This is a genomic window from Paenibacillus sp. GCM10027630 (assembly GCF_042676305.1).
Taxonomy (GTDB): domain Bacteria; phylum Bacillota; class Bacilli; order Paenibacillales; family NBRC-103111; genus Paenibacillus_S.
Map to the genome: position 1 here is coordinate 114,325 of NZ_JBHTGY010000009.1, position 14,667 is coordinate 128,991.

11 protein-coding genes are annotated in these 14,667 nt (G+C 34.7%); 7 read left to right on the forward strand and 4 right to left on the reverse strand.

Going from position 1 to position 14,667, the window contains the following annotated elements; all coding sequences use genetic code 11:
- Window positions 1-504: 504 nt before the first annotated feature.
- From ACFQ0C_RS04980 to ACFQ0C_RS04995, 4 genes are read right to left on the reverse strand one after another with little or no spacing between them, the layout of a single operon-like run.
- Window positions 505-2,979, reverse strand: coding sequence for an O-antigen ligase family protein (locus ACFQ0C_RS04980; RefSeq protein ID WP_379364504.1), 2,475 nt, complete (start codon window positions 2,977-2,979; stop codon window positions 505-507).
- The gene (locus tag ACFQ0C_RS04985) at window positions 2,972-4,078 is read right to left on the reverse strand and encodes a glycosyltransferase (protein ID WP_379364506.1); all 1,107 of its coding nucleotides are present in this window, start codon (window positions 4,076-4,078) and stop codon (window positions 2,972-2,974) included. The genes ACFQ0C_RS04980 and ACFQ0C_RS04985 overlap by 8 nt, the downstream gene beginning before the upstream one ends.
- A 30-nt stretch (window positions 4,079-4,108) precedes the next feature.
- Window positions 4,109-5,254 (reverse strand): glycosyltransferase family 4 protein, encoded by a 1,146-nt coding sequence (locus tag ACFQ0C_RS04990; RefSeq protein WP_379364508.1) that lies wholly within the window; start codon window positions 5,252-5,254, stop codon window positions 4,109-4,111.
- 2 nt (window positions 5,255-5,256) lie between these two features.
- The gene (locus ACFQ0C_RS04995; RefSeq protein ID WP_379364510.1) at window positions 5,257-6,756 is read right to left on the reverse strand and encodes a sugar transferase; all 1,500 of its coding nucleotides are present in this window, start codon (window positions 6,754-6,756) and stop codon (window positions 5,257-5,259) included.
- A 275-nt stretch (window positions 6,757-7,031) separates the two neighbouring features.
- Here ACFQ0C_RS04995 and ACFQ0C_RS05000 point away from each other — a divergent pair, with 275 nt between their 5' ends.
- The 7 genes from ACFQ0C_RS05000 to ACFQ0C_RS05030 are packed head-to-tail and all read left to right on the forward strand — an operon-like array spanning window position 7,032 to window position 14,662.
- Window positions 7,032-8,111 (forward strand): mannose-1-phosphate guanylyltransferase, encoded by a 1,080-nt coding sequence (locus ACFQ0C_RS05000; protein WP_379364512.1) that lies wholly within the window; start codon window positions 7,032-7,034, stop codon window positions 8,109-8,111.
- Between the two features lie 39 nt (window positions 8,112-8,150).
- Complete coding sequence (gmd, locus tag ACFQ0C_RS05005; protein WP_379364514.1) at window positions 8,151-9,128, forward strand: GDP-mannose 4,6-dehydratase; 978 nt, start codon at window positions 8,151-8,153, stop codon at window positions 9,126-9,128.
- Window positions 9,128-10,060, forward strand: coding sequence for a GDP-mannose 4,6-dehydratase (locus tag ACFQ0C_RS05010; protein WP_379364516.1), 933 nt, complete (start codon window positions 9,128-9,130; stop codon window positions 10,058-10,060). Before gmd ends, ACFQ0C_RS05010 begins: the two co-directional genes overlap by 1 nt.
- Complete coding sequence (locus ACFQ0C_RS05015) at window positions 10,047-10,865, forward strand: ABC transporter permease (protein ID WP_379364518.1); 819 nt, start codon at window positions 10,047-10,049, stop codon at window positions 10,863-10,865. The genes ACFQ0C_RS05010 and ACFQ0C_RS05015 overlap by 14 nt, the downstream gene beginning before the upstream one ends.
- Window positions 10,866-12,131 (forward strand): ABC transporter ATP-binding protein, encoded by a 1,266-nt coding sequence (locus ACFQ0C_RS05020; protein WP_379364520.1) that lies wholly within the window; start codon window positions 10,866-10,868, stop codon window positions 12,129-12,131. It begins immediately after the preceding gene.
- On the forward strand, window positions 12,100-13,542 hold the full coding sequence (locus ACFQ0C_RS05025; protein WP_379364576.1) for a class I SAM-dependent methyltransferase: 1,443 nt from the start codon (window positions 12,100-12,102) through the stop codon (window positions 13,540-13,542). Before ACFQ0C_RS05020 ends, ACFQ0C_RS05025 begins: the two co-directional genes overlap by 32 nt.
- A gap of 28 nt (window positions 13,543-13,570) precedes the next feature.
- Window positions 13,571-14,662: a glycosyltransferase gene (locus tag ACFQ0C_RS05030; RefSeq protein WP_379364522.1), complete on the forward strand. Its 1,092-nt coding sequence runs from the start codon at window positions 13,571-13,573 to the stop codon at window positions 14,660-14,662.
- Window positions 14,663-14,667: the final 5 nt, after the last annotated feature.

Below are 14,667 nucleotides of genomic sequence, written 5' to 3' on the forward strand. Positions count from 1 at the left end.
ACTGCAGTGTACTACTTGTTAAATAGCATTACTAAACGTAGTAAAGGGAAATCCTCTGATTCAGACGACATATTTCGTAATATTTATTCCAAGGCCACGATGAATAAGTAAACAATCCGGGGTCTTGCATTTGTGAATAAGGGTTGCTCTTAGGGAACAATTGATTGGACTGAAGATCCCAATTCTTATAAACACACGGGCTAACACTTCAGTAAGAGAGCTTAGGTTAACATGGGTGAATGGATGCAATGCTCCCTTGTTTAAGCCACTATGAGGTGAGCTCCTGATATGTTTTCCAGCAACGCTTTCTTCCATTGTAATGGTGTAACAGGGGATCTAGCTATTAACATCGCGGCATATTTCGTAAAATAAGAGACCCGATGACTCTTTGCCACTAAAGTATTTAACGTGCCTGGAAATAGTATTATACACAAAACGACCGAATACCGAAGTATAAGGTCGTGGCTTTTTTGTTGCATCAAGTGCAGGTTAAGCCATTCTCATCTAAAAAGCCGCACTGGCTAATTTGCTGATTTCTTCACGCTCTTTAGGGTCTTTGGCAACTAGTTTATCGAATAAGGCTTGGTCATTTTTATTTTGTTTTTGCAGGGCTGTGAGGTACCATCGGGCGATCTCCTTATTTGTAGCGTCGTCGAATTGATCACTGACATACCCCTTCAAATAAGAAATAGCTGCATCGTAATTACCACGGATGTACTCGATTTGACCCAGTCGAAGGGACATATTTTTCGTTACATTAAACGCACGGCCTTGAACCTGTTCTTTAGGAAGACTTTCCAGCTCTTTCATTTTAGCTAAAACTTTATCATGAATAGTGAATGCATGGTTCCAGTATTTGGTCTTGGAAGCATCATCTTTTTGCATACGTGCTTTCTCTGCCAGAGACATATCGAGATCAATACTTCTCTCATACAAGCTGATGTCCCATGGGAAATTGTCTATTTCTGCAGTTGTGAGCTCTTGCGCTTTGGCTAATTGGTCTTTAAATAAATAAGATTGTGTTTCTTGCTCGATGCGGTATCGGTTATGCGGCTCACTTGTTTTCAATCGGTTTAGAAGTCCAGTTAACTCTGTGTAATATCTCTCATCTTTTGTCTGTTGGAAGGCTTGAAGTAATATGCTTGTTTTAAAAAGTGTGTAATCAGGATGATTATTTCGAATATTCAACGCTTTATCTAAAGGAGTGAATATTTCATCCACGGCTTTGTTGCTGTTGGCGGCTGCCGTTGCCGTACGAAATAAACTGTTAGCACTTAAGTTTTGAGCGGATATAAAGAACATAATGACTGATAAAACTAAGAGAACTGACGGGTAAATTTTATTAATATAAGACACTTTCTCATCTTTGATGAATCGTAGTTTAGGTATAATTGTAACATGAGAAACCATGGCACCTAAGCTTAAAAAGACAACAATACCTAAAAATACATAACTTAGATCAAAGTCAATGATGCTATGGACCAGCAAAGATACTGCAAGTATATAAAATACGTGACGATCGGAACTGCCTTCTTCAGCTTTTAGTTGATGGCGAATATATAAGCTGAACAAATAAATGAGGAAGCCGATAAGTATTACAATACCGACAATGCCTGTTTCTACAAGATACTGTATAAAAAAGTTGTGAGCTTGCCGACTTACATATGGATTGTTTTGGTATTTTTCATAGAGAGCAGCCCATGCACCACCACCGGCTCCTACAACAGGATAGTCTGCAATAAGCTTCACCGCATCTTTATAGAAGGTTCCTCTTTCTAGAACGCTGTGCTGATTAAAGTTAATGTTTTCTATACGGTTTTTCATGTAATCAGGGAGCAAATTGGTGGCACCTGTGTTTCCAAACAACAAGAACATGCCCAGGCTACCAATAATTAGCGCGGCAGCGGGTAATAAGATATTGGCAAACTTAATTTTGATTTTGGCATCCAGTACTTTTTGAACGGCATGAAATGCATACTTATGTAGTACCCAGATAATAACCGCACAAATAGTTGAAGCACCTATGAACGTCCATAACCCAACTGAAGCGGAGGATAAATCCTGTTTAAAGGCTTGCTCCCCAATGATGGTTATTTTATCAAGAATTAATAGAGAGATTATTAATGCTATGCCTAGATAGATGAAGAAGAAAATCTGTTTAGTCAGTTTCATGAAAGGGAGGACCAGAAGTATTACAATTGGAAGTACAACGATTCCACCCCGTGATATTGTTAGAAAGAATGAAAGAATGATTGGAACAAGCATAAATGCATTTATTAAAATCGCTTGTGGCTTCTTGCTGGATAGTATTAAGTAAACTGCACCAAGGAGCAGAGCAATTAGGAAAGCCGCATATGAATTGGCATACTGGAACGTAGACGTTAGCCTTAATTGGTTCTCGGCCGACATAACTGCGTCCTGATATTGCAATCCATCACCTGGCAGCTCAACAAACCATTGAATCATTTTAGCTGCAAATTGCTTGAAGCCTACCCAGTTTAAAACTCCAAACCAAACGATCACATACCCCGAACCCATTAAGCTATAGGTTAAGAGTTTATTGCCAATTTGCCCTCTGCATAAATAAATACCTAAAATAAAAAAAATAGCATAGATCATTTGAATGTACAACATATTCGTCGCAAAGTAGCTCGAGGCCTGAGAAACTTTAGCTAATAAATAACTAAGAGGAAGTAGCCAGATTACAAGACTAAGAATATCGCGATGATCACGCAGCTTCCAATTGTAGAACAGATAGATGGATGCCACAATTAGAACGATAAATCCCCACACTATTGAACTGTAAATAGGTCTTTCAAAGTCAGCGGTATTCCCATTAAAAAGAGCCTTCTGAAACGGAGCCCACAACAAAAAAATCGAAGTAAAGCCCATTAACAACCAAAATAATAGCGAGGTCTTTTCTTTATCCGTTTGCTCTTGTTTGACCGTTTTTTTTCCGTAAACATATTTTTCACTCATGGGAAAGCTCCTTTTTATTAATGGCAGCGTTGATAAAGTCTAACATTTCTTGTTTGAAACGGGTTTCGTTAAAACGATTGGCATGTTCTCTGATGATTTGGGAGTCGAAGGTGATGGTATCGAATTTTTTTACGGCTTCTATGATAGCTTCATGTGATGACTCTCGGAAGAACACCCCTGTTACATTCTCAACTACAGTTTCTAGAGCGCCACCTTTTCCATATGCAATAACAGGTCTGCCGCTAGATTGCGCTTCGAGTGGAGTAATACCAAAGTCTTCTTCCCCAGCGAGTATGAATCCTTTGCACCTGGAGTAGTAATCTACTATTACATCATCGGGTTGAATGCCCATAAATTTAATAGTTGGACCAGCAAGAGACTCCAGTCGTTTGCGGTCATATCCATCTCCTATGATGACAAGGGGCTTATTCAATTTATTAAAAGCTTCAATTGCAATATCAATTCTTTTGTAAGGAATCATTCTGGAAACAATTAAGAAAAAGTCTTCGATTTTATCCGATGTTTGAAAATTGTCATAGCTTACAGGTGGATAGATGACCTCAGATGTACGTCCATAATATTTAGCTATCCTATTAGAAATACTAATGGAGTCAGCAATGAAATGGTCTACCCGCTGAGCTGTCAGTTGGTCCCACATACGAATTTTATGTAGGATATAAGGAAGAACTTTGCGGAAAATGGGATTTTTAACATCTTCTTTAATGTACTGATGATAGAGATCCCATACATATCTCATGGGAGTGTAGCAGTAACAGATATTGAGTTGATTAGGATTGGTTATAACACCTTTTGCAAATGCACTGGAGCTGGATAGAATGACATCATACTCTCTCATATCGAATTGCTCTACAGCAATGGGGAAGAGGGAAAGCATCTTTTTGTAATGATTTTTTGAAAAAGGCAGGGATTGAATAAAAGAAGTATGAATATCTGCTTTTCGGAATCGCTCAGGCATTCTGTTGAGATCAGCTACCATTGTATAAATGGGTGCATCAGGGAACATGTCCATGAAGCATTCGAGGACTCTTTCTGCACCTCCATATTGATTTAGATAATCATGAACAATTGCTATTTTCATGGTGTACCTCTTTCTATAAACTACTTATGACTACATATGGCCAAGTACTTTTTCATAAACTTTTTTGGTTTCTTCTGCTGTCTTGTCCCATGTAAAAAGCTTGGAACGTTCTAATGCCAGTTGAGAATAGGATTCCCTAACCGCGGCGTCAGATACCATTTTGTAGATTCCTTCAGCCCATGCGGCTGGATCCTCTGGCGGTAATAGCATTCCGGCTTCCCCAATTATTTCGGGAATGGAAGAAACGTTGGAGCCAATTACAGGTGTCCGACATTGCATGGCTTCCAGAAGAGGTAGTCCGAAGCCCTCATAGATGGAAGGCATAACAAAAACCGAAGCTGCGCTGTAAAGTCCAGGCAGGTCTTCATCATCTATAAAGCCCGTAAATATTACCTCTTCCTCTAGATGATGTTCCTGCACCCAGTCAAAGATGGGGGTAAACTTCCATCCCTTTGCGCCTACGATAACAAGTTTCTCTAAACAGCCGAAGTTCTTTTTAAGTAAAGAGAACGCTTTGAGAAGCCCTAACAGGTTTTTTCTTGGTTCCAGTGTACCTACAAATAAAATAAATTTTTCAGGTAACTGGTATTTTTCAATGATGGGTGCTGTATGCTGAACATATTGAAAGCTCTCGTCAGCCGCAAGATGAACGACATCAATTTTATCCTGATGAATATTCAGGAGTTCAATAATATCCTGCTTAGTTTGTTGTGAGTCAGCGATTATCCGGTCACATTTCTGAGCACTATAAGGGACCCATTTGCTATGATGTTTCAGGATCCGGTCACTCGTCGCTTCAGGATACCTCATATAGGCTAAATCGTGAATAGTGATAATATTCTTTGCTTTGAGGGTTGGTGTAAGAGTGAAATTAGTGCCATGGAATATGTCAGCTTTGGATTTAGTTAATATATCATAAGGCAAATTATAGAGAAAATTCGGCTCACACAATCTGCGAATTACTTTATAAGGGTATATGCTATTTATTAAATGAAGATGAAAATCACGTTCTATTTCTAAAACGTGATCTTCACGAATAGATTTTGCTATTCGGTTAAAGGCTAAAAATAAATCTATACTCACATCTTTTGATAGCTCTTTACTTAAACATTCTGTGTATCGAGCTATTCCTGATCTTGCTCCTAATAAAGGTTGGGCATCTAAATAAACATTCAAAATTAATAAGCCCCTTCCCCTTTTAGAACTACGGGTATGGTCTTCAATAAAATCTTAATATCAAAAGTAATGCTCCAATTTTCAATATAATAAATATCTAAACTCATCCATTGTTGAAAGGACAAGTCACTTCTGCCGCTTACCTGCCATAATCCGGTTATGCCTGGAAGCACCTCGAGTCTTCTCCATTCCCAATCACTATAACGCTCAACTTCGTAAGGAAGTGGTGGACGAGGGCCAACTAAGCTCATATTACCTAATAAAACATTAAAAAGCTGAGGTAATTCGTCAATAGAGTACTTTCTGATAAACTTTCCTATTTTCGTAATTCTCGGATCGTCTTTTATCTTGAAAGCTATTCCATCCACTTCATTTTTATTTTCTAACTTTTTTAGAAGCAGATCTGCATCCGAAACCATAGACCTGAATTTTAACATTGAGAATGGCTTACCATTTCTTCCAATTCGCTGTTGTTTATATATAATACTTCCTTTGGAGTCAAGCTTTATTGCAATAGCAGTGAGAATATATATAGGAGATATAAATAATATCAGAAGTGATGAGGCTATCATATCCATACATCTTTTGGCAGCCAGTCCTAGTCCCCGCATAGGGGTTTTAACGAGAGTAACCACAGGTAAAGAATTAATATTACCAATTTGAACGGTGCTCATAACCAAATTATATAAGTCCGGAATGATTTTAATATTAATATCCAGCTTTCTTAAGTCAGTGATGAGCTTATTTACTAATTCTCTTTCAGAAGGAATTGTAATAATGATTTCTTCAACGAGGTTATTTTTTAAAATCTCATTTATTTTAGATATAGGACCTAAATATTTATATTGCTCAAAATCATCTTGCTCATTATCATCTACGAATCCTACAATGTGGTAACCTAGATATTTGTAATGAGTAAGTTCATCCATTAGAGATTTTCCGAATTTCCCTGCTCCTACAATAACTACGTTTTTACTTAGTGTGCCTTCTTTAGCGAGACGAATATAAATTAATCGTTTGATACTTCTAACAATAACTGAGGACACAATAGCAGTGATCCAGTAGCTTGCAATAACAATCCTCGATAAATCTATATACTTGAGCAAAAAACTGGCGCCTATGGTAATTAGTATGGAGAATGAATAGGCTTTAGCAACTTTAAATAATTCATCAGCTAGACCTGATTGAGACCTGAAGCGAAATATTTTATAACGATATACAAAGAAGATGTAAATTGTTGAAGAAATGACGAAGAAAATTAAATAATTAACAAAACGCGGGGAACCCATGTCCCAAAAAACAATATCTCGATCGAATTCTTGTCCTATGCGATATTCATAGAGATAGAAGAATACAAATGCAATAACTATTGCCTCTAAAGCTATAAATATAGAAGCCAGGGCTGTTGAATATAATTTTTTGGTCCCAAGTTTCTTATTGATTTCCATTGTAGGAATAAAATGTTCTTTTTTGTTTTTTTGTGTAGCATAAGAGTAATTCATCAGTGCAGTACCTCCAAAATTCGACTCCTCATTTGATTTTATTCGTTAACGCTTATAAAAACAACTTTAGATATTACCAGTTAATTAAACTGGTCATTTTTTTTGTTACTTGCTAACATTAATCTTATTAGAAAACTTTCTAAAACCATTATACTATTACAATATGGTGAAAAAAACAATTAATTCCAGAAGAATTGCGTTGTCGTATTTTGTTGCGTTATAATGATATAGTTGTAGAGATTCTGTGATTTATGTCGAGAGGTGGAGGGGAAGATATGACCATTACCGCGGTAATAATGGCAGGTGGTAAGGGCGAACGCTTCTGGCCCAAGAGCCGAACTAATTTGCCTAAGCAATTTTTAAATATTTCAGGTAATAAGTCTATGATTCAACAGACAATAGGAAGACTTGAGAAACTAATAGATATTACTCAAATTTTTATAGTTACAAATGAACTTTATGCGGAGTTAATTCATGCGCAGCTTCCTAACCTGCCAATGGAAAATATTATTATTGAACCTATCGGACGAAATACGGCTCCCTGTGTGGGAGTAGCTTCTATAATTATTGAAGAGAAATTTCCGGATAGCACGATGGTAGTTCTTCCATCGGATCACATAATCGAAAATGAGGAAGGCTTTATAAAAATATTAGAAACAGCGGTTGAAGTAGCTCAAAATAATAGCAATCTTGTAACTTTAGGAATTAAACCTACTTATCCAGAAACAGGATATGGTTATATTGAAAGTACAAAAGAATTGGAAATTATTAATGGTTTGGAAGTACACAAAGTAAGTAATTTTGTTGAAAAGCCAAACTTGGAAACTGCAGAAAATTATCTTAAATCAAGCAATTTCTTTTGGAACAGTGGTATTTTTATTTGGAAAGTTGCGGTTATACGTAAATATATAGAACTTTTGATGCCAGACATGCACGATATTTTAGAAACTATGAAGTCTAGCTTCGCTGGTACAGTTAACAGAAATGAAGTAATTAAGTCTGAGTTTTATAAAATGCCTGATCAATCCATCGATTATGGAATTATGGAAAAAGTTAATAACATCTATGTGATTCCATGTATTTTTGGGTGGGATGATGTTGGTAGTTGGACTGCTTTAGATCGAATTAACGAACACGATGAAAATGGTAATGTGATAAAAGGTAATATACTTAATTTGGATACCAAAAGATGTATTATTGAAAGTAATGGTAAGTTGATAGCAACTTTAGGTGTTGAAGACCTAATAATAGTCGATACTGAGGATGTCACTTTAATTTGCTCGAAAGATAAAGCACAAGAAGTAAAAGTGCTTCTAAAAGAACTCAGAATGCAAAAACTTGATAAATACTTATAATACTCACATATCAATTATATTCTAGGGAGACAAATAATCATGACTAAATCTGCACTAATTACAGGAATCACAGGGCAAGACGGATCGTATCTAGCTGAGCTATTACTATCAAAGGGTTACAAAGTTTATGGATTGCGCAGAAGAACCAGTGTACCTATTCTTGAAAACATTGAGCATATCAAAAATGAGATTGAATTTATCGAAGGAGATCTTTTAGATGCAGGGTCTTTAATAAATGCTGTTCGTATCTCAAAGCCTGATGAGGTCTATAATCTTGCTGCGCAATCCTTTGTGGGCACTTCTTGGGATCAGCCGGTTACTACAGGAATGGTGACAGGTATTGGTGTAACCAACATGCTAGAAGCGGTTAGATTAATCAAGCCTGACGCTAGATTTTACCAAGCTTCAAGTAGTGAAATGTTTGGAAAAGTCGTAGAAACTCCACAAAAAGAAACGACACCTTTCTATCCTAGAAGTCCATATGGAGTAGCAAAAGTATACGGCCACTGGATCACAGTAAACTACCGCGAAAGCTTTGACATGTTTGCTTGCTCCGGTATTTTGTTTAATCATGAATCCCCACGCCGTGGCGTTGAGTTTGTTACTCGTAAGGTTACTGATGCAGCGGCAAGGATTAAATTAGGACTGCAAAAAGAACTTCGTATGGGCAACCTCGATGCCAAGAGAGATTGGGGCTTCGCAGGTGATTATGTAAAAGCTATGTATTTAATGTTGCAGCAAGATACACCTGACGATTATGTAATTTCAACTGGCGAAATGCATACTGTTGAGGAACTGGTCGAAATTGCATTTGGTCACGTTGGTTTAAATTGGAGAGATCATGTTAAAGTTGATCCGAAGTTCGTTCGTCCAGCTGAGGTTGATTTATTGCTTGGAGATTGTACAAAGGCCAAAACTAAATTGGGCTGGGAGCTTGAGGTTGGATTTGAACAGCTGGTGACTATGATGGTTGAGAGTGACTTGAAAAAACTACAACCAAAACAGGTAGTGGTTTAATGGCTAAAATCTTAGTAACAGGTTCTTCAGGTTTTGTTGGCAGTTATATGGTAGAGCATTTAGAAAAAAAGGATGTTGAGTTGATCATTGCAAGTCGTTCAGTTAAAAATCCCACTAAACATAATAATGTTGAGTTAGACATGAACGATAAAGAAAGTATTATAAAAGTGTTAAAAAAATTTAAACCTACTCATATTATTAATTTAGCAGGTCAAAGCTCAGTTGGCTTGTCTTGGAAACATAAACAGACAACCTTTCAAGTTAATACATTTGGTACTATGAACTTGTTAGATGCTGTTTTAGAGTATACACCGAATTGTCGTATTCTCTCAGTTGGATCATCAGAAGAATATGGTTTAGTAAACATAGGGAATTGTCCAATACAAGAAACAACCATTCTTAATCCACTAAGCCCTTATGGGCTTAGTAAACTATCTGCTGGTCTTCTTTGCATGCAATACGCAAGAGCATATGGACTAGATGTGTTTCATACACGTACTTTTAATCATATTGGTGTTGGACAAAGTCTTGGTTTTGTTACACAAGATTTTGCTAAACAAATTGCAGATATTGAAAAAGGAGTACAGGAACCAATTATTGTTGTAGGGAACTTAGATGCAATACGAGACTTTACTGATGTTCGTGATATAGTAGTTGCATATGAACTTTTGCTTTTTAATGCAATACGTGGAGAAATCTACAACGTTTGTTCTGGAAACGGCCTAAAAATAATTGATATATTAAATATTTTGATATCTAAAGCAAAGGTAGACATTAACATAGTACAAAGTTCTGATAAAAAGAGGCCTGCGGACGTACCCATTCTTATTGGAGATAATTCAAAGCTAACGAGTTCAACAAATTGGAAAATGAAGTATTTAATAGAAGATTCATTAGGAGATATACTGAATTATTATCGTGGAATTACTTGAAAAACTTGAGGTGATTGTAATTTTAAGAGCAATATGGCAATATAGAGGATTTATCTCAGGTCTTGTTAAAAGAGATTTCCAATCTAAATATTTAAATTCTGTATTAGGTTCAGTTTGGTCAATTCTAAATCCTATCGCCCTTATTATAGTTTATACTGTAATTTTTTCTCAAGTAATGGGTACGAGAATGCCTAATTCAAGTAGTATGCTATCATACAGTATTTATTTGTGCGCAGGATTACTACCATGGCAATTTTTTGCCGAAACTATATCACGTATGCAAAATGTATTTATTGAACAAAGTGGCATTATGAAAAAAGTAAGTTTTCCTAGAACATCTTTGCCTTTATATATTATGATTTCGTCATTTTTGAACTTTATTATTATATATAGTTTATTTATGTTTTTTTTAATGATCACAGGAAATTTTCCTGGTTTAATAATTTTGAAAGTAATCCCACTATTGTTTTTGCAACAATTATTTGCTTTAAGTATTGGCATTTTGCTTGCCACTCTCAATGTTTTTTTTCGGGATATTGGTCATACTTTTGCAATAGTTCTTCAATTCTGGAGTTGGTTAACCCCATTAGTTTATACAATAGAAATAATACCAAATAACTTGAAATCGATTTTTGACTGGAACGTTATGATTCCTATAATTAATGGTTACCACAGTATTTTTTTGGATAAACAATGGGATAAATGGAATACATTGTGGCCTTTATTTTTTGCAAGTATTTTTCTTCTATTATTGGGGTACTTTTTATTTAAAAAGCTCGATAAAGAAATGGTGGATGAATTATAAATGAATGTATTAGAAGTTCGAAATATTGGAAAAAAATATAAAAGATATCCGAAACCTTATAGTAGACTTATCGAGTGGGTAGTTGGTTCGAAAATGCATAAAGAAAAGTGGGTTCTTCGGGGTATCACTTTCCAAGTGAAAAGTGGAGAATCAGTAGGTATTCTTGGTCATAATGGTGCAGGAAAAAGTACTTTACTAAAGATTTTGACAGGTACTACTCACCCTTCTGAAGGTAATATGCAAATTACAGGAAGTATATCTGCATTACTTGAGCTTGGATTAGGATTCCATCCTGAATTCACAGGACTGCAAAACATTTATATGTTAGGACAATTAATGGGCCTTAAAAACAAAGATATATCTGAACTATTACCAGATATTATTGATTTTTCAGAAATCGGGGATTATTTACACCAACCTTTAAGAACTTACTCAAGTGGAATGGCAGTTAGGCTAGCATTTTCTACTGTTACCTCTGTAAGACCGGACATTCTAATTGTTGACGAAGCTTTATCAGTTGGGGATGCTTACTTTCAACATAAATGTTTTGCGAGAATTCGTAAGTTTCGGGAGCAAGGAACATCATTATTATTTGTCTCACATGACCCTTCTGCAGTAAAAAATCTTTGTGATAGAGCAATATTGTTAGATAGTGGTTTAATGATTAAAGAAGGACATCCTGATGAGGTGCTTGATTACTATAACGCTGTTATTGCTAAAAGAGAAGCGGATTATGAAATTAAACAAAGTATTGGTTTAAATAACAAACTAAATATACGTTCTGGAAACAAAAAAATACAAATAGATGAAGTGAATTTATTTTTCAAAGGTGAACGAATTAATGCAATCCAAGTAGGAGATTTAATAGATATTCAAGTAATATTATCGTGTAATAATAAGATTAAAGAACCTACTGTTGGTTTTGTTATAAAAGACAGACTTGGAAACGAAGTTTATGGTACCAATACCTACTATTTGGATATGAACTTAGGTTATTGGGATTCTAATAATAGATATGTAGTAACTTTTTCTCAAAAATTAAATCTTGGTGTTGGAACCTATAGTATTACTGTTGCTGTTCATGATAGTTATCATCACTTGGATCAAAATTATGATTGGCTTGAACAAGCAGCTATCTTTCAAATAATTCCCGGGCTAGAAAAACAATTTATAGGTACGGCTTTTTTAGATTCAACAGTAGTTTTTGAAAATGGAGGGAAAAACAGTGTCAAGTATGACAGTGGAAATGATTATGAACAGAATTAAAACTACTCTCACAGATGCACAAAAAAAACGTAATTATCTGAAAGAGAACAAGCTAATAGATACAAATAAAGATTTGGAACATCAACTTTCTAAATTAACGCTTGAAATTGAGCAGAATAACAGAAAATGGAACATAAATTCGGAACATGCTATTACTTCTCACCGTCCTATAATTGGACGTTTTATTATATTAGGAAAGAAAGTAATTAGAAAATTACTTAGGTGGTATATTAATCCTGTTATTGATCAGCAAAGAGACTTTAATGCAAGTGTAACCCGTTCTTTAAATATCTTAACAACATTAAACATTAATTTTTCTGAAGAATTAAAAGCATTAAATGAGATTGAAATAAAATCAAAATTACAAGAAGAACTAGATTTCATTGAGAATCGTATGATGAAAATAGAAAATTTGACAAATCAGTTTGAAGAGAAAATTAAAGAATTTGTATCCAATATGAATCATCAAATAATCGAAACTCGAGATACACTCGAACAAAAAATTCAAGATAACTTTCAAAATTTAAGTGGTAATAAAAATGTAACAATTGATTATTTTGAACAAGTATCTCATGAAACTGAAAATAAATTTCAGATTGTTCAAAATCAAGTGGAACAAATGGAAGATGCGCTGATGTTAATGAATTCACGGATAAGAAAAAGAATTAATACTCCAGCACAAACTACTAATATAGTCGAAGATGTCAACAAGGTAAATGATATTCAACATATTGAACAAAATAATATTGAAATTGATTATTTTTTATTTGAACAAAAATTTAGAGGAACAAGATCGGCAATTATAGAAAGACAAAGATTTTATTTACCGTTTTTCATAAAAAAGAAAAGCATTTTGGATATCGGTTGTGGTCGAGGTGAATTTATTGAACTTCTAGGAGAGAATGGAACAAGAGTTAAAGGTATTGATTTGAATAGAGACATGGTCGATTATTGTAAAGAAAGAGGTTTTGATGTTGATTTAGAAAACGCTCTACATTATCTTCATAATTGTGAAAATAATTCTCTTGATGCAATCTTCATGGCGCAAGTAATTGAACATTTATCACATCAGGAATCTCTTTTACTTTTGGATAGCATGTTTAGAGTATTAGAACCAGGGGGTATGGTCGTAATAGAGACTATTAATGTTCAAAGTGTATTTGCTATGAACAATTGGTTCTATCTAGACCCTACACATGTTAAGCCAGTGCATCCAGTTACACTTAAGTTTATCCTGCAAGGAATTGGGTTTAGTAAAGTCGATATTAAGTATCTTAGCCCTGTGGAGGGTAAAGGAATTCCCCCTCTCATTATTGAAGGTGTTAATACTGATTCATTCAATAATTCAATGGGAGATTTAAGCGGTTTGATTTACGGATTTCAAGATTATGCTATTTTCGCTTACAAGTGATTATTGAATTGACGGGATGTGTTTTAATATGGAGGTTATTATCTTACATCAGACATTTAATGATGGAGATGCGATTGGTCACGATATTCAAGGTATGTATGAGGTATGCAATAAAAACAATATTATTGTCTCAGTTTTTTGCGAATATAATCAAGCTAATCCGATATATGAAGTGTTATCTTATAAAGAATTAAAAAGGAAGATTACTTCTAAAAATAATATATTAATATATCATCATAGCATATATTGGAAACTAGGGGAAAATATATTACGAGAAGCAAAATGTAGAGTTATTATTAGGTATCATAATATTACACCCCCTGAGTTTTTTGAAGATTATAGTGATAAATATTATAAGATCACATCTCTCGGAAGAGAACAAACAAAAAGATTAGTAAGAGAGCATAGTTTTTATTGGCTATCTGATTCAAATTTTAATAATTTAGAGATAATAGCACTTGGAATGAACACGGAAAAAACAGCTGTAGTTCCCCCTTTTCACAAGATCGAATATATGGAAGAAGTTAAAGCTGATAGTAACCTCTTAAATAATTTAAAAAAAAGCACGAGAACCAACGTTCTATTTGTGGGAAGAGTTACGACTAATAAAGGACACTTAAACATTTGTAAAGTAGCAAAATCATATCTGGAACTTTATGGGGATAATATTACATTTTGGATTGTCGGAGGATTTGATTCGGAAATTGAAAATTACTACAAAGAGTTGAATAGATTTATTGCTAAATGGAGTTTGCAAGAAAATGTAATTTTTACACAAAAGGTTTCGATTAATCAACTTAAGTCTTATTTCCAAGGTAGTGATTTATTTTTGTGTTTAAGTGAACATGAGGGGTTTTGTGTTCCTCTGATTGAATCCCAATACAATAATTTACCCATTGTTGCTTATGATACTACTGTTATTTCAGAGACTATGGGTAACGATCAGCTTTTTTTTAATCATTTTGATGAGGATCTTATAGCAAGCGCAATATTTAAAGTAATATCTGACAAATCGGTCGCTTCCTACTTAATTGAAAAGGGGCAACATAATTTCTGTACAAGATTTACAAATGAGATTATAAGTGAACAATTTATTAATGTTATAAACACCTTCAAATAGGAGGA